The sequence below is a fragment of the Providencia sp. PROV073 genome (assembly GCF_033688125.1).
Classification (GTDB): domain Bacteria; phylum Pseudomonadota; class Gammaproteobacteria; order Enterobacterales; family Enterobacteriaceae; genus Providencia; species Providencia hangzhouensis.
Genome location: NZ_CP096353.1, coordinates 3,778,339 through 3,801,391, shown reverse-complemented (window position 1 = coordinate 3,801,391; position 23,053 = coordinate 3,778,339). Strand labels below are relative to the sequence as shown.

General features: G+C 38.9%; 21 protein-coding genes. 8 read left to right on the top strand and 13 right to left on the bottom strand.

The annotated features are described in order from the left end of the window. The first annotated feature begins 121 nt into the window (after positions 1-121). Positions 122-883, top strand: coding sequence for a transcriptional regulator ExuR (exuR, locus tag M1F17_RS17435; protein ID WP_004259169.1), 762 nt, complete (start codon positions 122-124; stop codon positions 881-883). On the opposite strand, the gene M1F17_RS17430 is transcribed toward exuR, so the two are convergent. The 4 genes from M1F17_RS17430 to M1F17_RS17415 form a co-directional block, all read right to left on the bottom strand. Continuing rightward, a complete protein-coding gene (locus tag M1F17_RS17430; protein ID WP_099975398.1) occupies positions 884-1,618 on the bottom strand; it encodes a Crp/Fnr family transcriptional regulator in 735 nt (244 codons plus the stop codon). Between the two features lie 164 nt (positions 1,619-1,782). Beyond that, a complete protein-coding gene (locus M1F17_RS17425) occupies positions 1,783-2,358 on the bottom strand; it encodes an MFS transporter (protein ID WP_318837086.1) in 576 nt (191 codons plus the stop codon). Positions 2,359-2,372: 14 nt separating this feature from the next. Further along, positions 2,373-3,092 carry an MFS transporter gene (locus M1F17_RS17420; RefSeq protein ID WP_318837085.1) on the bottom strand — a complete coding sequence of 240 codons (720 nt, stop codon included), beginning with the start codon at positions 3,090-3,092 and terminating at the stop codon, positions 2,373-2,375. Positions 3,093-3,341: 249 nt separating this feature from the next. Beyond that, positions 3,342-4,454 (bottom strand): mandelate racemase/muconate lactonizing enzyme family protein, encoded by a 1,113-nt coding sequence (locus M1F17_RS17415; RefSeq protein ID WP_004259162.1) that lies wholly within the window; start codon positions 4,452-4,454, stop codon positions 3,342-3,344. 293 nt (positions 4,455-4,747) lie between these two features. Between M1F17_RS17415 and M1F17_RS17410 the strand changes: the two genes are divergently transcribed. Then, positions 4,748-6,067 (top strand): polysaccharide deacetylase family protein, encoded by a 1,320-nt coding sequence (locus M1F17_RS17410; protein ID WP_004259157.1) that lies wholly within the window; start codon positions 4,748-4,750, stop codon positions 6,065-6,067. Positions 6,068-6,101: 34 nt separating this feature from the next. On the opposite strand, the gene M1F17_RS17405 is transcribed toward M1F17_RS17410, so the two are convergent. Genes M1F17_RS17405 through M1F17_RS17375 form a run of 7 tightly spaced genes read right to left on the bottom strand, consistent with a single transcriptional unit; the run spans position 6,102 to position 12,996 of the window. After that, positions 6,102-7,205: a fatty acid desaturase family protein gene (locus M1F17_RS17405; protein ID WP_206277434.1), complete on the bottom strand. Its 1,104-nt coding sequence runs from the start codon at positions 7,203-7,205 to the stop codon at positions 6,102-6,104. After that, on the bottom strand, positions 7,195-8,319 hold the full coding sequence (locus M1F17_RS17400) for a sterol desaturase family protein (RefSeq protein ID WP_181488675.1): 1,125 nt from the start codon (positions 8,317-8,319) through the stop codon (positions 7,195-7,197). Before M1F17_RS17400 ends, M1F17_RS17405 begins: the two co-directional genes overlap by 11 nt. Next, a complete protein-coding gene (locus M1F17_RS17395; protein ID WP_318837084.1) occupies positions 8,312-8,926 on the bottom strand; it encodes a phosphatase PAP2 family protein in 615 nt (204 codons plus the stop codon). Before M1F17_RS17395 ends, M1F17_RS17400 begins: the two co-directional genes overlap by 8 nt. Continuing rightward, on the bottom strand, positions 8,923-10,203 hold the full coding sequence (locus M1F17_RS17390; RefSeq protein ID WP_318837438.1) for a F390 synthetase-related protein: 1,281 nt from the start codon (positions 10,201-10,203) through the stop codon (positions 8,923-8,925). The genes M1F17_RS17395 and M1F17_RS17390 overlap by 4 nt, the downstream gene beginning before the upstream one ends. Continuing rightward, complete coding sequence (locus M1F17_RS17385) at positions 10,197-11,000, bottom strand: MBL fold metallo-hydrolase (RefSeq protein ID WP_094961569.1); 804 nt, start codon at positions 10,998-11,000, stop codon at positions 10,197-10,199. Before M1F17_RS17385 ends, M1F17_RS17390 begins: the two co-directional genes overlap by 7 nt. Further along, positions 10,994-12,001 (bottom strand): NAD-dependent epimerase/dehydratase family protein, encoded by a 1,008-nt coding sequence (locus M1F17_RS17380; RefSeq protein WP_094961568.1) that lies wholly within the window; start codon positions 11,999-12,001, stop codon positions 10,994-10,996. Before M1F17_RS17380 ends, M1F17_RS17385 begins: the two co-directional genes overlap by 7 nt. Continuing rightward, positions 11,998-12,996, bottom strand: coding sequence for a 3-oxoacyl-[acyl-carrier-protein] synthase III C-terminal domain-containing protein (locus M1F17_RS17375; protein WP_094961567.1), 999 nt, complete (start codon positions 12,994-12,996; stop codon positions 11,998-12,000). The genes M1F17_RS17380 and M1F17_RS17375 overlap by 4 nt, the downstream gene beginning before the upstream one ends. A gap of 356 nt (positions 12,997-13,352) precedes the next feature. On the opposite strand from M1F17_RS17375, the gene M1F17_RS17370 reads away from it, so the two are divergent. Genes M1F17_RS17370 through M1F17_RS17360 form a run of 3 tightly spaced genes read left to right on the top strand, consistent with a single transcriptional unit; the run spans position 13,353 to position 16,168 of the window. Then, a complete protein-coding gene (locus M1F17_RS17370; RefSeq protein ID WP_094961566.1) occupies positions 13,353-14,201 on the top strand; it encodes a sce7726 family protein in 849 nt (282 codons plus the stop codon). Positions 14,202-14,204: 3 nt separating this feature from the next. Continuing rightward, the gene (locus M1F17_RS17365) at positions 14,205-15,134 is read left to right on the top strand and encodes a sce7725 family protein (protein WP_094961565.1); all 930 of its coding nucleotides are present in this window, start codon (positions 14,205-14,207) and stop codon (positions 15,132-15,134) included. Between the two features lie 14 nt (positions 15,135-15,148). Further along, positions 15,149-16,168: an RES family NAD+ phosphorylase gene (locus M1F17_RS17360; RefSeq protein WP_094961564.1), complete on the top strand. Its 1,020-nt coding sequence runs from the start codon at positions 15,149-15,151 to the stop codon at positions 16,166-16,168. 37 nt (positions 16,169-16,205) lie between these two features. On the opposite strand, the gene M1F17_RS17355 is transcribed toward M1F17_RS17360, so the two are convergent. Next, a complete protein-coding gene (locus M1F17_RS17355) occupies positions 16,206-17,102 on the bottom strand; it encodes a LysR family transcriptional regulator (protein WP_094961563.1) in 897 nt (298 codons plus the stop codon). Between the two features lie 78 nt (positions 17,103-17,180). Next, positions 17,181-18,176 carry a nitrilase family protein gene (locus M1F17_RS17350; protein WP_144140555.1) on the bottom strand — a complete coding sequence of 332 codons (996 nt, stop codon included), beginning with the start codon at positions 18,174-18,176 and terminating at the stop codon, positions 17,181-17,183. Between the two features lie 1,288 nt (positions 18,177-19,464). On the opposite strand from M1F17_RS17350, the gene M1F17_RS17345 reads away from it, so the two are divergent. The 3 genes from M1F17_RS17345 (at position 19,465) to M1F17_RS17335 (ending at position 23,047) form a co-directional block, all read left to right on the top strand. Next, on the top strand, positions 19,465-19,701 hold the full coding sequence (locus M1F17_RS17345) for a helix-turn-helix domain-containing protein (RefSeq protein WP_004259130.1): 237 nt from the start codon (positions 19,465-19,467) through the stop codon (positions 19,699-19,701). 214 nt (positions 19,702-19,915) lie between these two features. Continuing rightward, entirely contained in the window at positions 19,916-20,473 is a 558-nt protein-coding gene (locus tag M1F17_RS17340; RefSeq protein WP_004259129.1) for a fimbrial protein, read from the top strand. A gap of 78 nt (positions 20,474-20,551) precedes the next feature. Next, entirely contained in the window at positions 20,552-23,047 is a 2,496-nt protein-coding gene (locus tag M1F17_RS17335; RefSeq protein ID WP_094961562.1) for a fimbria/pilus outer membrane usher protein, read from the top strand. Positions 23,048-23,053 lie beyond the last annotated feature (6 nt).

Here is a 23,053-nt window from a genome sequence, read left to right as displayed (position 1 = left end):
ATACCAATTTATTGTGATTTATTTATTAGTGAAGTTCTATTTCACCCATCGTCGAAAAATTTCGTTATACTGTGGACATTGATGGCCAGCGAGTCGGGTGGTTATGTGAAAGGAGAAAATAATGAGCTCACAAGAGAGTGAACCGCGCCTATACCAACAAGTTGCGGCTCTGGTCAAAGAACGTATCGAAAATGACGAATACCCAGTTGGCACTAAATTACCTGCGGAACGGTTACTTGCTGACGAAATGAAGGTGAGCCGTACTGTGATCCGTGAAGCCATCATTATGTTAGAAGTAGAAGGCTATGTGGATGTACGCAAAGGATCTGGCATACATGTTATTAGTAACCGGTCTAATAACTCAGTCAATACAGAAACGGGATTAGAGTTTAGCCGCTGTGGACCGTTTGAGCTCTTGCAAGCAAGGCAACTGATTGAAAGCCATATCGCCGAGTTTGCCGCGACCCAAGCCACCAAAGAAGATATTTTAAAACTAGTTGATATTCAAAAGCATGCTCGCAAAGAGGATCGTTTTCGTGATTCAACATGGGATCTTGCTTTTCACATGCAAATTGCCGCGTCGACCCATAACAGTGCGATGGTGGTGATCGTTGAGCAAATGTGGAGCCAACGCTTACGTAACCCTTACTGGCTCAAGCTTCATGAGCACATTGATAACCGTTCGATTGAGAGCTGGTGCGATGAACATGACCAAATTTTGCAGGCGTTAGCGCGTCGAGACCCTAAAGGGGCGCGGCAAGCTATGTGGCAACATTTGGAAAATACCAAAAAAATGTTATTCAATGCGACCAGTGATGACTTCGAATTCACCATGGATCGCTATTTCTTCGCAGATAGCCCAACCATGGATGATAACAGCTAGTTATTCCTCATCATCTTCCGATATTTGCTTCAGCGCGGGGAGGTTAACTAAAATAATTTTCCCGTATTTTGCATCAATCCAGCCTAGTTTTTCCCATGCGACTAAACGCTTATTGATGGTTTGCCGTGTGGTATTAATGATGGTCGCTAAGTCATCTTGTGTGAGATATAAGCTTAGTTGAATTCCTTTTTCATGAGGTTCGCCATAGCCTTCTGCTAAGCTCAATAAGCGTTTGGCGAGTCGGGCTGAAACAGATAATAAGGCACTGTCATTGATAATGGTAAAGGCATTACGAATCACTTTGCAGAGTAAAATATTCAGAAATTGGTAAAAAACGGGGTGTTTTTCCAAGATCATGGTTAAGTCTTTCGGTGATATTGTCAGTAAAATGGTTGGGCTAATCGCTTTGGCATCATGGGTGCGCGCTGATTTATCTAGCATGGCAATTTCGCCAAACCAATTGCCTGGTGAAAGATAGCGAAATACACATTCACGGCCATCTGAGGAAATTGAACTTACTTTTACTGAACCTTGAATCACCGCATATAGACCACGAGCAGGGTCACCCTGATAGTGAACCATTTCACCATCTGGATAGAAACGTAATGTGGCGCATGTCATTAAGATGGAAATCAAATAATCAGGTAAGTTACTAAACCAACTATTTGTTTTTAATATTTCAAGAATATTTTCATGCGTTAGAACTAATTGGCTGTTTTGTACCGCAATGTTCATCTGAATGCTCCCTGCATGATTGGCTAACTTTATCATGACATTTGGTAGGGTTATGTTCAATCATGAACCGCCGTAATATTCGAGTAAACCTCATAAATAAGAAATAGGGTAATAGAAAACCCGAGCCATTAATGTGGCTCGGGAGGGATTTAAAAGATAATTAATTAATCTTCAAATCGTTTTTCAATACCTAATCTTTTTAATGTCAGAATCAACAGACCACCGATAAAGGTGACCAATGCGATAAAATAGAGTCCTGCACGGGCAGATTCAAAGGTAGTTTCAGCCCAAACTCGTAAGTTTGGTGCCACAAAACCACCTAAGTTACCCACTGAGTTAATCAAAGCAATACCCGATGCAGCTGCGGTGCCGCCTAAGTATGCAGATGGGAAGCTCCAATACAGAGGCTGCATCGCCAAGTGACCAGCCGCTGCCACACACAGGGCAATAATCGCAATGACGGGAATGCTATCGAATAAACCAGAAACCGCAATTCCCGCAGCACCTAACATAAAGGTGATGGCAGCGACTTTACGACGTTCTTTTAGACGTTCTGAAATACGAGGTACATAATAAACCGCAATCGCCGCACACAGTGGTGGAATGGCGGTAACAAAGCCTACAAGTATGCCGACTTTACTGCCCAACAACGTACCGATTTGGGTTGGTAAGAAGAAATAAATCCCATAGCCACATACTTGAACGGTAAACCAAATCAGACACAGGTAGAGAACGCGCATATCTAATAATGCTCTCAAGGCGCCTTTCGGGCTATGGCCTGCTTTGCATCTTCTTCCAAGGCTAATTTAGCGGAAAGTGCACTTTTTTCCTCAGCTGTCAGCCATTTGGCTTTTTCAGGGCGGTCATCAAGGTAAAAGAACACCCAAATCCCGACAATAGATGCTAATAAGCCTTCTACGACAAACATTAACTGCCAGCCGTATAAACCGAAGGCAAATGAAGTTCCTTCCAACGACAATAATGAGCCAGATAATGGGCCGCCAATGATAAACGCCAGTGGTGCCCCAAATAAGAAGTAGCCTGTCACCCGTGCCCGGATATTTTGTGGGAACCAGAAGGTTAAATACAGAATAACCCCCGGAAAGAAGCCAGCTTCACTGACACCAAGTAAGAAACGCAGCACAATAAAGGTGGTTTCATCATGAGCAAACATCATGGCGGCAGAGACTAGCCCCCATGTGACCATAATGCGCGATAACCATACCCGAGCGCCAATTCGGTACAACAGAATATTACTTGGCACTTCAAATAGTGCGTAGCCGATAAAAAAGATCCCTGCGCCAAATGCGTATGCAGCGTCACTTAACCCAGTTGTTAATTGAAACTCTTGTTTTGCAAAACCAATATTTGAACGGTCTAAATAAGCCAATATGAACATTAATACCACCATAGGTATTATTTTTCGTATTGCTTTGCTGGTAGCCGATGATAAATGATCCGTATTGGTGGACATGGTTCACCCCAGTTTTTTGTAAGATAGTAATGTTATCTATTCATTTTTATTATGTGTTTAGCCCGCCGCTGAATAACCAGCAGAGTAGAGTATAGAGCTAATGTACTCGTCATACTTCAAGTTGCAGTGTTGTTGATTGCACCATGAATTATTCAGAGTATAAATAAGTAATTTAAAATGAATAATTCTTGTTATTAATTTCCCTTTTTCATGTTGTTAGAAATGAAATATTGAAAAAGGGAATGATCATTATTTCACGTTAAATTTGGCTAATGCTTCAGGTTTTAACGTCGTACCTGCCCCAGGCGCGGTTGGTGTGGTATAAACACCATCAATGACTTCGACTGGGTCAACAAAGCAATCCAGTGTCCATGGAATAAATTCCAGTAAAGAACAAGCGGGATGTGCCATTACCAGATGCAATTGTGCCTGCATCATATCGCCATGGTGTGGTGTCACTGGTAAATTAAAGGCCATACCTAAGTCAGCAATTTCCCATACCGCTGTTAAACCGCCACAGCGTGTTGCATCAGGTTGTAAGTAATCAACGGCACCCGCCAAGACAAATTCTTTAAATGAATCATTGTGATAAAGTAATTCACCTAATGCGATAGGTGTATCCATATAAGCAGCAAGCTGTTTATGGCTGGCGACATCATCATGCCATAATGGTTCTTCAAACCACTTAATATTGAAATCATTTAAACGGTGGCCATATTGCTTGGCAATACTGATATCCCATTTACCGTTTGCATCGACCATTAGGTCGATATCGTCGCCAATTGCGTTACGAACAGCTTCAATACGTTGTAGATCTTCGCGTGGATCTGGTTTACCAATTTTCATTTTTATTGCTTTGAAGCCTTCTTCGAAGATCATTTTTTTACAATCATCGACTAAGTCTTCTTGGCTACGCACTAACCAACCGCAGTCGGTGTTATAGGCGTTAACTTTATTGTGTTTTGAACCGCCAAACAGTTGCCATAGCGGCTGATCTGCGGCTTTAGCTTTAAGGTCCCAAAGGGCGATATCGATGGCAGAAATCGCCATTTGCATCAAACCACCACGACCTACCCAGATATTGGTTGAGCTGCGAGTGAGTTTTCGATGTAAATAGCGCACTTCTGTTGGGTCTTCGCCGAGTAACATTGGGCCGAAAACATCTTCAATAATAGTGGTGATTAAACGGTCAGTGGTGATGTCGGCATGTGTCCCTGTGTGGCCATAACCGACTAATCCACATTCTGTTTTGATCATGACACCCGGCATCCCCCAATGGGTAATGCTGTGAGTTGAGTCACCAATTAGGTCATTAGTGACAGGTACGTGCATGATAAAAGTACTAATTTCTTTTATTTTCATTGTTGTTCCCAGGTGTTGTAAGGTGGTTGAATGCCAATCTAACAGCGGGAAGTGGATTAAACTGTCAAATGATTTACAGATTGTGCCTGTATGGCGCTTTTTACTGATAAATATGAGCTAGATCTCTTTATTTTGTATGATAGATTATGGCGTATCTTTAAAATTGGTATAACAGCTTAATAGGTGAAAATAGTGGGAAGCAGGGAACAATAAAAATTTTTATCAGGGTATGGGGTTCAATCTAGAGTAGGTTTAGAATAATGGCGGAAACCCAGCTTTATAGTGGATAAAACATGTCTAAACGATTTCTTTTATTGCTTTGTATTTTATTTACGAATTATCTTCCCCAATCTTTGGCTTCTGAGACCGTCAACAACACTGACGATTGGCAGTTGGCAGACATCCCACCAAAGCTAGTGCAAACAAAACAGCCTGAAATTATTTTTGCGATGATTGCTGGAGAAATGCGAGCCGTCGCAGAACTCAATGCAGAACACGGTTTTTATGCCTATTCTCCTTCGGGGGATTATTGTGCAATGCAGTTTGGCAATGGGTATGCCTTTGTAAAAACAGTATCGTTTTCTAACCAAAAACCGCGTTATGTACCTGAAGTGGATAGGCTAAATGATTTACAAAATCCCATTTATGATTATTTGGTCACGCACCAAAAAACAGCGGTATATAACTCAACTCAGAGTAATAGTAAGCAAATTGCCTCTTTATGGGAAAACCTGCGCTACCCTGTGTTAGCACGGATGATTAAAACGGATAAAGCAGGAGAAAAGACTGCTTGGCTAACGATTCGCCTAGGGGATAGGCTGGGCTATGTGCGTTTAGATGATGTCGCATTAGATAAAGGCATTCCAATTTTAACTTATCACCATATCCTCAAAGACAGTGAAAATAAGCATTTTCGTGACACGTCAACGACGACATCTGTGGAAGCATTTCGTGAACAAATGAATTATTTAAAACAGGCGGGTTACCAAACGCTTTCGCTTGCCGATGTGGAAGATTATCTAAATAAATCTGCAAATCTACCGGGTAAGGCCGTTGTACTGACATTTGATGATGGTTTAAAATCAGTTTATCGCTATGCATTACCGATTTTAAGGCATAACCGCCAGCAGGCGACGCTATTTATTATTTCTTCACGGATTAAAACACAGCCACAAAAATGGTCAGCGCATGACTTACAATTTATGAATAAACAAGAGATAAAAGATAGCCGAGATGTTTTTAATATCCAATCTCATACTCACTTTTTACATCGTTTAGATAACCATAATTCACCCATTTTATTTAGCCGGAAAGAACATACGATCATGTTGGATTTCAAACGATCGATGAGAATTCTAAGCCGTTTCGAACCTGAGCAGCGTTACCTTGCATATCCATTTGGTGGTTATAACCAATCAGCGATGGATGCGGCTAAAGATGCGGGGCTACATCTTGCCGTCACTACGATTCAAGGAAAAGTTAAATTGGGGGATAACCCTTTTGCGCTCAAACGTTTGTATGCTTTTCGGACTGACCCATTAGAGAAATTTGCTCAGATGGTAGGAAATAGTGAAAAAAGCGTCATAAATCAAAATATTATTATCGACAGATAATCAATATAGCGAAGTAAGCACTGGGTTGTTTGGCTCAGTGCTCATCCGCTTGCTTGCCCGTTCCCATCTCTTTTAAAAATTGTTGTTGGTAAACAAACAGTTCTTTCGCGCTAATACAATGATAATCCATCGAAAACTGTTCGGCGGTTTGCTCAATGATCTTAGCAAGTGCAGGGTAATGGCGGTGGTTCCAATTCGGAAATAAATGATGTGTAAGATGTAAGTTTAACCCGCCTAACCAATAGGTTAGCCAACGAGGTGTGGTTTGCCAATCATAAGTGGTTGAAAAAGTATGAGTATAAAAACCATGCGGCATATTGCCTTCTTTGGGGGGCGTATAAAAAGTTGCTTTCGCCCAATGGGTGCCAAGTATTAATACAACAAATACGAGGGAGGCAAGCATTTGGCTAAATAAGTAAGTGAGTAGCAAGGTACCTAAACTGATATCAGTGATAACAAACGCAGGTATGACTATTGCAACAATCAAATGTAGTAACTTAGCCAATAAAAATGCCCCAATACCACGACGGCCTTGATGGCGCATATGAGGAGCGACGCGCGTCATATGAAATCTATCCATCCAATCAAAGAACCAAATCAATGCAGGGAAAGTCATTGCGGCAATTAATGGCCAATACAGATGCTGAGCTCGCATAAACGGGTACCAGCGCTGATAAGGGGTTTGGCGCAAGACAAAATTTTCTTCGATATCTAAATCATAATGACGAATGTTGGTGTGAGCATGGTGAAAAATAATATGCCTGACTCGCCAACATTCAGGGTCTAAACCCAACGGAATAGTGACCCAAAAATTGAGCCAATAATTGGCTTTGGCCTGTTTGAAAATCGCATTATGGGAAGCATCATGAACTAAATTAATTGCCAATAATAATGCGAAACAGATAAACAGGGGATAAAAAATAAAAAAAGCCCAAGACACGTTAACACATAGCGCTATGCCGTAACTGCCTAGGCAGCACAAGATTAAAACCAAGCTTTTTAAATAAAAGCGTAAGTCAGCGAACCGGTGATCTGCACGCTGTTGTAAATAGTGTTTAGCGGCTTTGTTCAACGCTTTTTGGAACGCTTGATCATGGCGGTGTTGGTAGCCTAACGGCCTTAGCGGCTCAGGCGACATCACGCACCTGTATGGGTTTTCTGCCGATGCCAAGTAACATTAATAAACTATGCAGCCACAGAGCAGTGGTAAAAATTACCCAAAATGGCGTTGTCCATTGCCAAATAAATAAAATGCAAATTAATAGTAAGCAAGCGATAAAAAACCAGCTCATCAGGCCAATTTTGCGGCCATCTGAAATACCTGATAGTGCCACGGTACCTAAGGCTAATAAGATAAATAAAATCACTTGCTGTTGAGTCGTTCCCTGATAACCATAGCCATAAATATAGACATAACCAATAACTAGGCTAAATAGGAGAAGTGTTCCCATTACTAATGCGATTTGGTTCACGCGAAATAATGGTGCGGGTTTTTCCTTGGGTTGACTGCGACGTTTAATGATACGCCAAAAAGGCAAATTACTATCAATAAATGGGTTTTCAGAAGCAGGAGCCCCTTTGATGCCAAAATGGTGTTTCGTTTCAGGCAATTTGGAAAATGTGCCAAATAGTTTGTCCCAAAAAATAAAACTGCCACCAAAATTACGGTTGGAATAGTGCCCTTCTTTCACATGGTGAACTCGGTGGTGCTGTGGCGTTACCATAAATTTCTCCAACCAACCCAAACGCGGGATCAGCGCACTGTGGTTAAAAAATTGAATGGTATAGTGCAATATTGAAACGGTGATAAACACTTCTAAAGGGATCCCCATTAGCGCCAGCAACATAAAGAATGGGATTGATGTCAGTGATGAATACCACGAATTACGCACGCCTAATGATAGGTTATAGTGCTCCCCTTGGTGATGTACCACATGAACGGCCCATAAAACACGGTAAGTATGGTGTAAACGGTGTAGCCAGTAAAAGCCAAAGTCCCAAGCAAAAATCGTAAACACCCACACCAGTGCGGTTGGCCAGTTTTCAACGAGATTGAACGAATAGTGGGTCACGACAAAGCCGTAACAAAAAATCTCTAACCCTCTAAACAGCCACAGCATAATATGGCCAGAGTTCAGGTTGAACACCAATTCTTGCCAGCTAACGGTTCCTTTTTGTGTTTTGGCTATCACCAAACCTTCTGCGACCACAACCGCTAACATGAAAACAATCGGAAAGGTTAATTCATTCATTAGTGTTTCTCTTTAAGACAAACTTCGCAGTGTGAACAATCACTAATGCCCCACAAGCGGTGAGTGCGCCAGTGACCACATCAATAAATAAATGGCGTTTTAACACCAATACAGAAGCACAAATAGCAAGGGCCCAAATTACGGCTAGAACCGTGCGAAATTTTTGTTGTGTTGACCATAATGCATTCAGTACGACGAGAGTCAATGAGACATGTAGAGAAGGTAGTAAATTTTGTGGGCTATCAATATTCATTAAAGCAGATAAAGCCAGTCCGGATAAGGTTGATAAGTCGTAATCGTGGTACAGCATAGTCGTGGGGTAGCACAAATAAACAGCCCCAGAAACCAGCGCACAGAGTTGAATGGCATACATAAGTGGGCGCGCTTTTCTTAGGGGACAGAGAAAATACCCAAGTGGGATAAACAGAAAAAAGGAGAGGTAAAGCCAGATGGCATCGGGGGAAAATGGGACGGCATTATCTAGTTCACTAGGGAGTAAAATATGAGCTTGCCCAGTCACTTGCCCGGTATATTGGTAAACAATACCTACGGTTCCCCAGCCGAGTAGGCAATAGATAAAGCGAGTGAATAATTCCCTGTTGTTCATTTTACTTCCTTACGGGTTATACGTCGCTTTTTAACCGAGAGTGCTTGCGTAATAGCGGCTGATGATAATTGCCAATCTAATTGCGTAATATCAACGTGTTGGCTTGCAAAGTAACTTGCTAGCTGTTGCTGGCAATGGGATAACTCCATGGGAGAGCATTCAGCCTGTAAATATAATGAGTTGCCTTGCTGTGTTAAGCGGAAATCAGCAGTAACAGGTAAGTGATTCACAATAACCCGCGCACAGGGATCTGCAAAAATCGTCACCATTTTGCCGTTATAGCCTGGAAGTTGCAGTAAATCATCACAACGACCCTCAATGCGTTCTATCGCCATTTCAGGGGAGCCACATGGGCAGGTGTTTTTTTTCACCACTAACACATCATCCAGTTGATAACGAACGATAGGCTGTGTTTTACGGGTAAAATCCGTAATAATCGGCGAAAAACGGTTATTATCAAGCCAATTAGGCTCAATATGCACAAACGCTTCATTTAAGTGTAAAGTACCATGAGAACAAGTACAGCCTAAAAACCCTTCCGTTGCTTGGTAGACCTCTCCAACATTGGGGAAGCAATTCTGTAATTTTTGTTTATCATGGGGTTCTAATATTTCAGCCACGGAAATGACTTTCTGCACATTTAGTTGAAGTTTCTGTTGGTTAATGGCGTCAGCTATTGCGCATAGCACTTGGGCTGGCGCAACAATAATTGATGGTTGATATTGTTCAAGTGCAGTAAGTTGCAGGTCAAAATCTGCAAAAAGGTCATAAAAACGCAGTGAAATCCAACGGTTATTGACACTTTCATACAGGTTATTATTAGCACGTAAAAATAAAGCAACACGTTCACCACTAAACAGACTTTTAGGTAGCATTTTAGCTAACATGCTGCCAGACCAAACATTTTGTTCTTCTGGGCTAACAACGAAAAGGCCTCGACGGCCTGAGGTTCCAGAGGACAACCCGACACTGTAGCGCCCTACTTTAGGGGCAAAATCCCGAGATTGCTCACTTTTTTGTGCACATTCTAGAAGTTTTTGGCTAGAAAGCCCGGCGGTATTCATCTCATCAAAATTATCCATCATGACTTGTTTATTCATAATGGGAAAATTAGATAATGGCTGATTGATATATCGCTGAAAGTAAGGGCTTTTCGATAGCACTTTGCGCTTAAAATGTGCCAAACGTTTTTGTTGATAAGCTTCTAGCTCGTCACGGTTGCGAAACGTCAAATGACGAGCGCGCCAGTAATGCCAAAGCATCGAGAGGATCACAATAAATCCCCTTCGTGGCACAGTTGGATAACCACATTGCGTTTATCAATTTCATGTAATTTATTGAGTGTTTCGTAATAAGCCTGCTTATCATCCATGATGATATTGGCAATGGCCATAGGGCCGCGCAATTCACGGTAATTAGTGGGAGACCATGCTGCGTCACCTGCGAGCAATATCCAGCCTGAGTCAGTTAGTACACACAAACCAATATGCCCTGCAGCATGCCCAGGAAGCGGCACAATGAATAACGTCTTCTGTTGATTTACCGCATAGCCTTCGCCCAAAACTTGTAATTCATTCGGTAACGCCACCTTTGGGAAACCTTCATAAAATACAGTACGTTGTTCAAAGTCTTCTGGTAGAAGACCACTGACAAAGGCATTTTTCAATGCAGCAAACCCTGTTAAAGGGCGTGTTTTAGCCCAGCCATCTCCTGAGCAAATAATGGGGATGTCAGGGAAGTCACGTAGCCCCGCGATATGGTCACCATGAAAATGGGACAAAATCACCCCATTGATATCATTAGGTTTTAAGCCATCATTAGCCAATTGATTGACAAGGGCGTCTTTGCTTTCGAAATACACTGGGGTAACGGTTCGATATAACCGCATAATGCCATGGCGCGTATGATCATAAAAATGGGTGGCATAACCCGTATCAAATAGCCAACGCTGGTGTTCATCTTCAATCAGCCATGCTCTTGCTGGGAATTTACAGGATTTAAAACTAGCACCTTTTAAAGCCACACAGCCTGGATGTGTGCAGTAACCCACCTCATATTGATGAATTTTTAGCATGGGTTCTCCTGTTGTTTCAGCCATTTAGCCGTCAAATGAATACCTTGTTGCATACTATATAAAGGATAGTAACCCAGTTCTTGCTGTGCTTTTTGGTTATCTAATGTCATGGTGAAATAGGCTGCGCCAAGGCTATAGCGAGTGAGTAATGGTTCTTTTCCCGTTAAATAGCCAATGGCTTCTAATAGGCTGGCAATAACATACAGTAAAGGGTAAGGGGCTGAACGAATTTCGCAATCTAAGTTTAGCTCACTAAATAACTGATTTAATGTCTGTTTTAGTGCTTGGGGCTGTTGGTTGGTAATATTATAAATGGCGCCATTAGGGAGTATTTCTTTGAAAGTCGCCAACTGCATGCTGTGAACCACATTTCCCACATAGGTGAGGTCAAAATGGTTATTTCCCCCATTAGGTAACACCAATTTTCCCTTACGTGATTTTATTTGGGCGAGCAAACGCGGTAGCAAAACGCGGTCATGGGGGCCAAATAAACCTCGAGGGCGCAAAATAGTGTAACGAGTTGTCGGAAACTGCTTAACGCACTGCTCAATCCTAGTTTCGGCTAAATATTTTGTTCTGGCATATTGGTTAGCGAAATGTTTATTAACCGTGGACTCATGAATATTTTGCTGGTGGGTGAAATTAAAATAAATGGCTGGGGTGGAAATATGGATAAAGCGTGAGACTTTGGCTTCCCCCGCGGCGGTAGCTAAAATTTGAGTTGCATGAACATTTGTTGTCTCAAAATCTTGACGTTTGCCCCAAGGTGAAGAAAGAGCAGCGCAGTGCCAAATGGCATCACAGCCAGTCATCATCTCTTTGGCCTGTTGCAAAGAAAGCTGAGCCAGTTCACAAGAGATAAATTCAGCTCCCATCTTTACTAGCTGTTCTCCTGCTTGCGGGTTTCGCCCACAAGTGACGACTTCAAAACCTCGCCCCAGTAAGTACTCACTTGCATTTCTACCAAGGCCACTCGTGGCACCTGTGACGAGGAGCTTCATGGCACTAATACCATGGCGCACAGCGCTAACCCTGCGGCAGTGCCAATTAGCATGGCACTGGGTTTTTCATAGAAACGGCCTGTGATAATTGCTTCGTGTAATGCTGAAGGGATAGAGGCCGCAACTTGGTTCCCACGATGGCAGTAGATATCGACTAATTGCTCAGTTGTTACGCCCACACGTTGGCGCATATGTTCTAAAGAAAGATGGCTTGCTTGGTGTGGGATCACGGTACCAATTTGTTTGAGTTGTATATCTGATTCACTGGAAACCTGTTGCATAAAATCTTCAATCAAAGAAGATGCGAGGCGAAACAATTTTTTCCCCTGCATATGGAACAGAAAATCATCATCGGTCATCCCTGCACGTGGATTGCGTCTTGTGCCACCTGCGCGAATCTCACAAAAATCAATGCCTGCGGTATAAGTGGTGTGTGTGTAAGAAATAATTCCACTATTCCCATCCCCTTTTTCCACAACAACACAAGCTGCACCATCACCAAAAATCAACGATGATTCTTTATCTTGCCAATCAATACCACGCGAGGCGATATCCGCAGAAACAATTGCAATGCGTTGATAAGCACTGGTGGCTAATAACCCCGCAGCAACCTGTAGCGCAGTGATAAAGCTTATGCAACTTGAATTAACATCAAAGCAGGCAATCCCTTGATTTAAATTTGATTGTTCAAGGATATGCGCTGCGGAGCAAGGCAAAGCTTGCACGGGAATTGCAGACGCATTAATTAGCATATCAATACTGCTTGGTACGATATGGTTCGCATGCAATGCATTTTGAATCGCCAGGGAAGCTAACACTGCTTGTGAATCGGTATGACTTGCATGGAAGCGATATTCGATACCTGAATGTTTTTCAACAAAACCTTTTGGTTTATTGAGCTTTTCATCAAGCATTGAGGAGTAAATTTTGTTTTCAGGTAGTGCCACACCAGAAGCAATGATTTTTAGTGGGGTGATTGACCTATTACCAGACATATAAGTAGTGCCTATCTCATCATAATATTGACAATAAATATCAAAGTTCAAATATTTAATATATAGGAATTACGGAATTATTCTTAGTTCTTACTTTTATGTTTTTTTTGCCTTGGTGAAGACGAGGAGGAAGAAGACATTTTATTCTGAAGACTCACTTCAAAATGGAAAAGGTCTTAAGCCACAATATTACCGAAAGATTACAAATTGTACGTTTGCCACTGACAGTGGTTTGCTATTTTTACGAATCACATCAATTAATAAGTAAAATTTATGTTATTGAATAATGGCTCAAGGTGTTAGATAATAGAAGAGAATAAACGCATAAATGATCCATACTGAAAAGAGTACATAAAATGTCATATCCTTCGAATCAGCTTAGAGACTTATCTTCTCTTTTTTTGAGAAGTGAGGTATCGCGTTGGTTTAAAGGCGATTTTAAATCAATTGATGTAAAACTACATAGATATCAGCTATATGAAAAATACAAAGGTAAAACCTATTTATCTTTTGTAAAAAAGACCTATAAGTTATTGCTAAAGCATTATCCCAATGAGTATGTTTTAAAAAATGAATTTTTAAATCAGTGGCTTAAAAAAGAATTGGGATGTAATAGTTCCATAATATTTAATGAATTTCGCATTGGAAATGCCATTGCAGATTTAGCTATGTTTAATGGTGTATCGAAAGCTTTTGAAATTAAGTCTATTTTAGATAAGGATTATCGGTTATCTAATCAACTCCAAGAGTATAAAAAATTATTTAATGAGGTTTATATTATCGTCCCTCATGAGCATTTGGGGCGATATATCGATTTTGATAATTCTATTGGGGTTATTTCATATAGTAATGATTGTAATGCGTTTAACTTAGAACGTAAGCCAAAAGTAAATCAGCATGTTGATATTGATACATTGATGAATGTTTTGCACACTAAGGAATATTTAAAAATATCAAAAAATTACTATAAAGAGTTGCCAATGATGAACTCATTTAATCAATTTGATATTTGTAAGGAGTTAATTTCAAGTATTGAAAATAATCAGTTGAATCATTTGTTTATTGAAGCAATGAAGGAACGAAAAGTTAATAATTTGTTTTTTAATAAACTAAATAATGAGCTTAATCAGATATGCCTTTCTTTAAATTTAAAAAAGACGGATAGAGAGGATTTGATTAGTAAACTAAAAACGAATACGGTGTAAACTATGTATTTTCCATATTTAAGAGCAAGGCAGTTTGAACTGATTTCCTTAAGGGAACTCGCTACATCTGGCATTGTAAATAATAAGGTAATGCCGGTTTTAGAACCTGTTAAATCTAGTTTTAGTGGATTGAATTTAGCATGTAATATTTTTCAAGAGAAAAATTTTAAGGCTTTTCTCATCGTTAATCCTTGTTGTGGTGAGATTGCAGGGGATAGATATGATGTATTGAATTACTTGAAAGAATTAAATGGGGAAACATATTTACCTGCATTTATATATACCGATAACAGTAATTATATTCTTTCTTGTATAGATAAGTATAATCTGGAAAATTGCTTGATAGTTTGTTTAGATAAATTTTCTGATGAAGAACAGTTGAAAGAATTATCTACCCGAGATGAAATTTCCCATTTAATGTTATTAGACCCTAATAAGTATCGAGGGTTAGACAAGTATATGAAATTACTTGATATAAACTACATTAGATTAGATGATTTATTTGAAAAACAACAAAGAAATTCCGATTTTTTGGATATAGCTGCGCATAAATTTACTGAGGAGCATCTCTATTATAAAGAGGATGGCTACCAAGGTTTCTCTGATTATACGATATTGCCTAGTGATTTTGTCGATGGTGGTAGTACTCCTAGGGCGGTGGTGATCCATCTCACCTATCCGAAGAGTGAGGTTACTAATGAGGTTTGGATTAGCCATTTTACATCTGAATCTAATGATTCAATAGAAAACGTACAAGGTAAATTCGCAGAGGCAACAAAGAAGGCCATCACTTTTTGTGATTCATTACCATTGGATAATATTGCGATAGATGAACTGAGAAAATATTTTACTGATAAAAAATACCCAGGCTTAGGTACAGTTAAAAAAATATCGATTAAAAATCATGTGTTAGTTATAAATGAATTAATATAAGGTCAATTTAATATATGAAATTTGTTTGTAAAGAATGTTTTTCAGATACTGAAATAATTGGCTTTATTATATCTCAGCGTGAGATTAATCAATGTGATTTTTGCAAAACATTAGATGTAGACGTTGTCAGGGTTGATGAGCTATATGGTTTTTTTGCAGAACTATTTACTAACTTAGTTCCAAAAGAGCATGGAACGTCTTTATCTAAATTGTTACAGGGAGATTGGAGTTTTTTTAAAAACCAAACGTGTGCAGATAAAGTTCTAAATTATGTTATACAAAATATTGATACAAACTTTATTCGCGCGAGTGATGGTGCTGATTATATAGATGAAATCTATGAAAACATAAACTATTGGGAGCAGCTAAAAGAGCAACTCAAGTGGGAAAAAAGATATTTTACAGATATCAATTATTTAACAGAAGATCTTGGCTGGGACAGTTTTTTTCAAAGCCAAGTTGTCATAAGCCCAAGTGATATTTTTTATCGAGCGAGACTTCATCAAAAAGAGGGGCAAGATCCTTTTAATGAAACAGAAATGCTTTGTCCTCCTAAATATTTAACGACTTCAGGTCGTGCTAATCCAATAGGTATTCCGTACTTGTACCTTAGTGACAATTTGTCGACAACACTTTATGAGGTGCGAGCCACTTTTTTGGATGAGGTCACGGTAGCTAAATTTCAATTAGATTCAACGGTTACTACAAGAGTTGCTATTGCTGATTTTACAGAAACCCCCTCCCTTTATCACCCTAACGAGATTAATAAAAAGATTAAAGGCACATTGCTGAGGCAAAAGATCAGCTTAGACTTATCCCAACCTATGAGACGATTCGACTCAGATCTGGACTATATTCCAACTCAATTTATCTGTGAATTCATCAAAGTTTTTACAGGCGTTGACGGCATTAAGTTTGCGAGTTCTCTCGATAGTACGGGTAATAATCTTGTTATTTTTAATCAAGAAATAATGGTATGTACTAGCGTAGAAAAAGTTAGGATCACCAAGTTAAAAATATCACATGGACGATAAATAGCAGTTTCGTATAGTTTGATAAATCAGCTCAAATTTACATATGGGTTATTGTCTGTTTTGACGTTTCCTCAACCAATTTCTCAATAAGCGACTGCCATGTCTTCGGTAATGTCGTTTGCCAAACTAAATCAACTTGCCATTGAGCATTTGCATTGTCCTGAATTGGAATAAAATCGATATTTTCTCCACCAATCTGCTTGGCGCTATATGGGACAAGACTGATGCCAACCTTAGCGGCGACTAACGCAATTAGAGTCTGAATGTCACTGGCTTCTTGTCGTGGCGTGATATGCAGATTTTCAGATTGCAAATAATGTTGAACTTGTTGATAAAGACCCTGACCGCGTTGTGCGCGTAACATCAGAAGTGGATATTGGGCTAAATAATCATTGATTGTACTATGTGGCTGTTGGTCTTTGGTGACAGCAAGCGCCAGTGTTTCAATTTTCAATGGGCGGCTGGCAAGGTATTCCACTGAGTTTTGCTTATCACTACGGGTAAATGCGATATCTAACTGGTGCTGAACAAGCTTCTCTCTCATGACATGTGAGGGCATGTCCTCTAATAGAATGGTGACATTGGGGAGTTGTTCTTTCAGACGGGCAACAAAAAAAGAGGCTTCGTGAAAAGTTGCAATACCGAATCCGACATTTAAAGAAAGCGGGGGAGTTTCTCTAAGAGCGGCGGCTTGGTTTAACAGCTCCGCCATATGGTTTAGCGTGTGTTCTGCGTAAGGCAGTAAAGCGCGGCCATGATCTGATAGTACCGCACCATGACGTCCCCGCTCAAATAGTACTATATCCAATTGTTTCTCAAGAAGTTGAATTTGTTTTGTTAAAGCTGGCTGACTAATATATAGGCGTGATGAGGCTTCGCGGTAATTTTTTGTCTCTGCGAGAGTGATAAATGCACGGAGTAGTCGAGTATCCATAGTTGTTAGCCAGTTCCTGATAATAGAAGACGCTATAACATTTCTATTATGAATGCTATGAGCCATTGACTTTAACTATTATTGCTTTTCTTGATGATAAGGGGAATTCTCAGAAGCAAAACGGACATGGCGAATATCCGTTTCGTAACCCAGAGTTTCAGTGATGATTCGGTAGAGCTCAGGGCGTCTTCCGGTTAACCAGCGACGGCCATTCGAGGTAGGCAATAAATCTAATTCAAGATCCGCGATGACGATATCATCATCTATTGCGCAGCTTTCTTTAATTACTCGCCCGTAAGGGTCTATGATCATGGCGTTTCCGGTTCGAATTTCATCATCATCTAAGCCAACTCCATTACTAAATAAATAAAACACGCCATTATCGTGGGCTCTGGAGGGTAACCAGCGCATTAGCCATCCGCGCCCATGTTCCCCTTGACATGCATCTAATAATGCTTGAGGATTTTGTTTTCTATTTTCCCAGAGACGAAGGTCGAGCGGTTTCATGCCATGAGGGCTACTCGAATGAGTTCCACCTGTTTGATGGGGGGCAAGAATAATATCTGCACCAAGTAGCGCGTTGACGCGTGGATTTTCAATTAAGTTATTATCCCAGCAAATTAAAATACCAACTTTTACTTCCCATGGCGTATCGAAAACAGTGTAATTGTCTCCGCTATGAATGGCGGGGTGCTCAAAGGCATGTAATTTACGATGAGCGTGGTATTGGCCATCTGGCATACAAGCGACCCAAGTATTGTAGCATTTGCCATCTAACCCTTTTTCAATCAACCCAACCCCGATAATCATGTCTAATTCAATGGCCCGTTGGCGGATTAATGCTAATGACGGGCTATCATGTAAAGTTTCACTTAAAGCATAAACGGCATCATCTGGTAGCTTCGGCACGTGCCAATAACCAGTAATACACATTTCAGGTAAAACCAGTATTTTTACCTTCTGTTGGGCGGCTTGAGTAATAAACTCATGGATACGTTCTAAATTGTAGGTTTTGTCGCTAGGACGGTGTTGGAACTGGACTGTTGCAACCCGAAGCAGTGATTGTGCTGGCATCATTTTTATCTCCTTAGTTAGGGAAATAAAAACATGTTATTTGAGCTAAAAATAATGAGTTATTTTCTCATTCCATAACGATAGGTTATTGAATGAATCTGTCTGGTCATCAATATTAGCATTTTTATACATAAATTAACGTAAAAAGAGATGTTGAAATATATATAATACGGAAAAATAGCCTAGTTAAGTGTAATCTTCCTATGCTGCCCATTTTGGTTTAAAGCGTATCAGGTCAATTATTCCTCAATGAAATGCTTTCATTTAGTGAATCAAGCATACAAATGCTCTTTATTCTCGGTATTAAAAGCACAAATTTAACCTAAGCTATATGTGCAACACACAATAATAGTAAGCATTTCCCTTGTTGTTTTGACTGATTTCTTGTGAAAGTGCGAGGTAAAACTCTTGTTTTACTCGTTTTATAGTTCACAGAAGTGCAATTATTATGTTTTCTTTTTGTTATATTTCATTTTTACCTTGTTGATCTGCAATAGACTTTTGTGTTTTGTTACAATTGGAAACAAGTATAACACATTGTTATTTATACGTTATTTTTGTTGGTGATTGTTGTTTTTTACTCGAAATGTGAGTTATCGATGGCTATCAATATTGTTATTACTCTTAATATGAATAACTTGATTTATTTATGAGTAGATAGCGACCAATAAAAAAAAATTGCAGTTTTTTATATCCTATAACTCTTATTGTGAGTAATTAAAAATACTATTAAATTAAATTAAATTAAATGATAAGAATAAAAAAACCATTGTTAGTTGTTTTTTTGAAGCAAACATTAAAAATGTAAAAAATAAATTAATTTATAAAAATAAGTATATAAAAATACTTAGGAATCAATGAATACCATATAAAATTAATTATAAATGCCTTCATTCCATTATAAATTAAGGCGTTGTTATATTTTTGGATGTTACCATTGATAGTGGTAATTTATTATTTTTCTTTAATATCAATTAGTTGCATATTATTTGTTTATTTCAAAAAGAATAATAGCTAATATGAATTATGTGTTTTTTATCTTATATGATAATGCAAACTAAAAAAATGAAATATTGATAGGTTTCAGTGGCTTTAATTTATTCTATCGATCGTTACAAACAGTTTTACTTTTATATATTGAAAACTATAATTAACTCAAATTTCGTGTTTTAATTGGTTTGTTCTTTTTTGATTTTTTATATAATCAGTGCAATTTATTATGTGAAATTTTTTGATTTGTAATATAATTTAGCCATTTAATATTTTAGGTTATTTTGGGCTATTGTTGATGATAAATGTAAATCGGATAGTAGGCAGAGAGATTAGAAAAAGAAGAAAGCATTTAGGGCTTTCAGGCATCGAATTAGCTAATCTTGTTGGTGTTAGCCAACAACAGATTTCACGTTATGAAAGGGGTGAGTGCAATATAAATATTGAAAACTTGCACACCCTTGCTAACGCTTTAGATACAGAAATGATTTGCTTTTTTATTGATGATGTTTTTATCAATAAAGAAAGTAATTAATTTAAAAAATTAAGAGTAATCTAATTATAAAAATATTCATATTTAAAGTTAACTAAATATCTAAAAAAATAAAAATGTAGTGTTTTTATTTTTTTAGTAAAAATCTAACTTTCTTATTTTTACCTTTACATTCTCAGCAAATAAATATCAACCTAGTAATTTATTGATTATTAGGTGATTGGTACATCTGTCGTCTTTTTATAGGAAAATATAAATGAAATTAACTAAGATTGCATTAGCTACAATTATCGCTTCTTCATTTGGTATTGCACAGGCAGCACCTGTAGATCAAGGTAGTGGTGTCATCAATTTTACTGGTAAAGTTATTAATGCACCTTGCTCAATCCCAGGTGACGGTACAATTAACGTTGACCTCGGCCAAGTTGCAAATAAAGTATTAGAAACTGGTAACAAATATAGCCAAAGCGTTCAATATAATATCCAGTTAGAAAACTGTGATTTAGGTGAAGTTAAAGATGCTAGCGATGTAGTTGTCTTCCCTGCAGTTAGCAAAGTTAAAGTAACTTTCACGGGTACTCCAGATACTACAGCAAAAGAATTACTGGCTAATACAGGTACTTCTAAAGGTGTTGGTGTTCGTTTAATCAACGCAGATGGCGCAACAATGAAAGTTGGTGATACCAGTGTTGAGCTGCCATTAGCGGATGGTCCAAATAAATTAGTATTCAGTGCACGTGTTGAAGCAAATGGTAGCAAAGTTGAAACTGGTAGCATCATTTCTCAAGCAACTTACGCTTTAAACTACCTGTAATTTTTTATTTAAAATAACAGGCATGTATTTGCCTGTTATTTTTCTTTCTTTATTTTTATTTTTCTTACAGGGAACATCATGTCTCTATTTCCTCAGTTTAAAATAAATAAAATATTATTTTCGATTGCTTTGGCATTTTCCTTTTCTGGAATGTCTAATGCAGTGGAATTTAATATGAATATTATTGATGCTAAGGATAGAGATAATATTGACTTAAGTCAGTTTTCTAACCCAGACTTTATTCCTGCAGGTGAATACCTAACGGATATTACATTAAATGGTCGAAAATTATCAGGGCAATATTTAATTAAATTTATTGAAGAGAGTAAAGATACCTCAACACTCTGTGTTACACCAGAGATGGTAAATATTTTTGCATTAAAAAAGAAAGTTAAGGAAGAACTTCTGCAAAATAATAATGGCCAGTGTATTGAGCTATCTAAAAATTTAGATATTAATTATCGCTTTGACAAAGCTAACCAGAATATCTTATTTTCTATCCCTCAAGCTTGGTTAGAATATGATGACCCGTACTGGGTTCCACCTTCCCAATGGGAAAATGGAATTATGGGTGCATTTCTTGATTATAACCTGTTTGCCAACTATTCCGCTCCTAAAAATAATAGTGAAACATTCAGTGGTAGTAGTAACGGTACCGCTGGCGTTAACTTAGGAGCTTGGCGTTTCCGCGCTGATTATCAATATCAATATAATCGCTCCCAAGGTAAAACGAATGAACGGTTTGATTGGACTCAGTTATATGCCTTTCGTGCTTTGCCTCAAATGGGTGCAAAAGTTTTACTTGGTGAGTCTTATTTGAAGACTGACTTATTTGATAGTTTTCGCTTTATAGGGGCATCTATTTTTAGTGATAATCGAATGCTTCCACCGTCACTACGTGGTTACGCGCCTCAAGTGACGGGTATCGCTAAAACGAATGCAATGGTGATTATTTCACAGAATGGGCGTGTGATTAAACAAGTTAAAGTCGCTCCAGGGCCATTTAATATTCAAGATATTACTGAAGCGGTACAAGGCACTTTAGATGTCACCATTGAGGAAGAGGACGGTTCAAAAACCACTTATCAAGTGACGGCGGCATCGCTGCCATTTTTAACTCGTCAGGGCCAACTGCTTTATAAATTCACTATGGGTAAATCTGACCCATTTGGCCGCTCGCAGAAAGTTGACCCTAAGTTTATTGTAGGGGAAGCTTCCTATGGTTTATTTGGTGACACATCCATCTTTGGCGGGTTAATTGCTACGGTAGATAATAACAATTACCAAGCGATAAACTTAGGAATAGGGCAAAACATGAATATGTTTGGCGCTATTTCCTTTGATATTACTCGCACTCATGCAAATGTAGATAATTTTGGCTCTTATTCGGGTAACAGCTACCGTTTAAATTATTCTAAACGTTTTGAATCTACCAATTCGCAGGTCACATTTGCAGGTTATAAGTTTTCTGAAAAAGAATTCTTAACTATGCCTCAATACATTGATGCAGCGAATGGTGTGCTTGATTTTAGACGTGACAAAAACGTGTATACCGCGTCTTTTAACCAATATATCAGCCCGTTGGACTTAACTGTCTATTTTAATGCTTCTCACCATCAATTTTGGAATAGTGAATCTACAACAAACTTTGGTATGAGTTTTAGTAAGCTATTTAGTATAGGGCAAATTAAAAACATTTCCGGCACCTTATCACTTAATAAAATTAAATATGAAGAGACGGATGATAATCAAATTTACCTTTCTTTCTCCGTGCCACTTGAAAATGGTGCGTCAGTCAGTTACGACGCTCAATATGCAGATAATGACCATAGCTTTGGCCAATCGGTAGGTTATTACAGCCCGAACGAGAATAATAACTACTGGAGTATGCGTGTTGGTGGTGACCAGCACAAGCTTGGACGTGCTGAGCCAAATATCAGCGGTAGTTATCAATATTCATCGCCTTATGGCGTATTGAATGTTAATGCGACAGAGAATGTGAACTCATATCGTGCTTTTGGCGGTAGTTGGTATGGCTCCATGACAGCAACGAAATATGGCGCAGCTATGCACCGTAACGGGACTAACAACGAACCTCGAGTGATGATTGATAGTGACAATGTCGCTGGGATTTCTATTAATAATGGTGAATCTGTCACGAACCGATTTGGGATTGGTGTTGCGACAAGCTTAAATAGTTTTTCTAATTCAGATGTTTACATTGATATGAATACACTGCCTGACGATGTGGATGTCAATGACAACATTATTGGTAAAACATTAACTGAGGGTTCAATTGGTTTTCAGAGAATAAAAGCGAACCAAGGAAAACGTATTTTAGCAGTTATCCGTTTGAATAATGGGAATTATCCACCGCTTGGTACCAGTGTGACTGAATTAAGTACAGGAAGAGAAGTCGGAATTATTGCAGATAGTGGTGTTGCTTATTTAACGGGTGTGGCTCCAGAAGAAAGCTACATAGTGAAATGGGCTGCTGGCGCAAACCAATGTAGTTTGAATTTACCTAATATTGCCGAAAAAAATCAGGGGAAAGTCCTGATCCCTTGCCAATAAAGGAAT

Coding starts and splice junctions, on each gene's coding strand:
- M1F17_RS17405 (WP_206277434.1), bottom strand. CDS start 7,205: ATGTCGCCTGAGCCGCTAAGGCCGTTAGGCTACCAACACCGCCATGAT.
- M1F17_RS17430 (WP_099975398.1), bottom strand. CDS start 1,618: ATGAACATTGCGGTACAAAACAGCCAATTAGTTCTAACGCATGAAAAT.
- M1F17_RS17385 (WP_094961569.1), bottom strand. CDS start 11,000: ATGCTAAAAATTCATCAATATGAGGTGGGTTACTGCACACATCCAGGC.
- M1F17_RS17335 (WP_094961562.1), top strand. CDS start 20,552: ATGTCTCTATTTCCTCAGTTTAAAATAAATAAAATATTATTTTCGATT.
- M1F17_RS17365 (WP_094961565.1), top strand. CDS start 14,205: ATGTATTTTCCATATTTAAGAGCAAGGCAGTTTGAACTGATTTCCTTA.
- M1F17_RS17400 (WP_181488675.1), bottom strand. CDS start 8,319: ATGAATGAATTAACCTTTCCGATTGTTTTCATGTTAGCGGTTGTGGTC.
- M1F17_RS17380 (WP_094961568.1), bottom strand. CDS start 12,001: ATGAAGCTCCTCGTCACAGGTGCCACGAGTGGCCTTGGTAGAAATGCA.
- M1F17_RS17375 (WP_094961567.1), bottom strand. CDS start 12,996: ATGTCTGGTAATAGGTCAATCACCCCACTAAAAATCATTGCTTCTGGT.
- M1F17_RS17355 (WP_094961563.1), bottom strand. CDS start 17,102: ATGGATACTCGACTACTCCGTGCATTTATCACTCTCGCAGAGACAAAA.
- M1F17_RS17415 (WP_004259162.1), bottom strand. CDS start 4,454: ATGAAAATAAAAGAAATTAGTACTTTTATCATGCACGTACCTGTCACT.
- M1F17_RS17350 (WP_144140555.1), bottom strand. CDS start 18,176: ATGCCAGCACAATCACTGCTTCGGGTTGCAACAGTCCAGTTCCAACAC.
- M1F17_RS17420 (WP_318837085.1), bottom strand. CDS start 3,092: ATGTCCACCAATACGGATCATTTATCATCGGCTACCAGCAAAGCAATA.
- M1F17_RS17395 (WP_318837084.1), bottom strand. CDS start 8,926: ATGAACAACAGGGAATTATTCACTCGCTTTATCTATTGCCTACTCGGC.
- exuR (WP_004259169.1), top strand. CDS start 122: ATGAGCTCACAAGAGAGTGAACCGCGCCTATACCAACAAGTTGCGGCT.
- M1F17_RS17370 (WP_094961566.1), top strand. CDS start 13,353: ATGTCATATCCTTCGAATCAGCTTAGAGACTTATCTTCTCTTTTTTTG.
- M1F17_RS17360 (WP_094961564.1), top strand. CDS start 15,149: ATGAAATTTGTTTGTAAAGAATGTTTTTCAGATACTGAAATAATTGGC.
- M1F17_RS17345 (WP_004259130.1), top strand. CDS start 19,465: ATGATAAATGTAAATCGGATAGTAGGCAGAGAGATTAGAAAAAGAAGA.
- M1F17_RS17340 (WP_004259129.1), top strand. CDS start 19,916: ATGAAATTAACTAAGATTGCATTAGCTACAATTATCGCTTCTTCATTT.
- M1F17_RS17425 (WP_318837086.1), bottom strand. CDS start 2,358: ATGCGCGTTCTCTACCTGTGTCTGATTTGGTTTACCGTTCAAGTATGT.
- M1F17_RS17410 (WP_004259157.1), top strand. CDS start 4,748: ATGTCTAAACGATTTCTTTTATTGCTTTGTATTTTATTTACGAATTAT.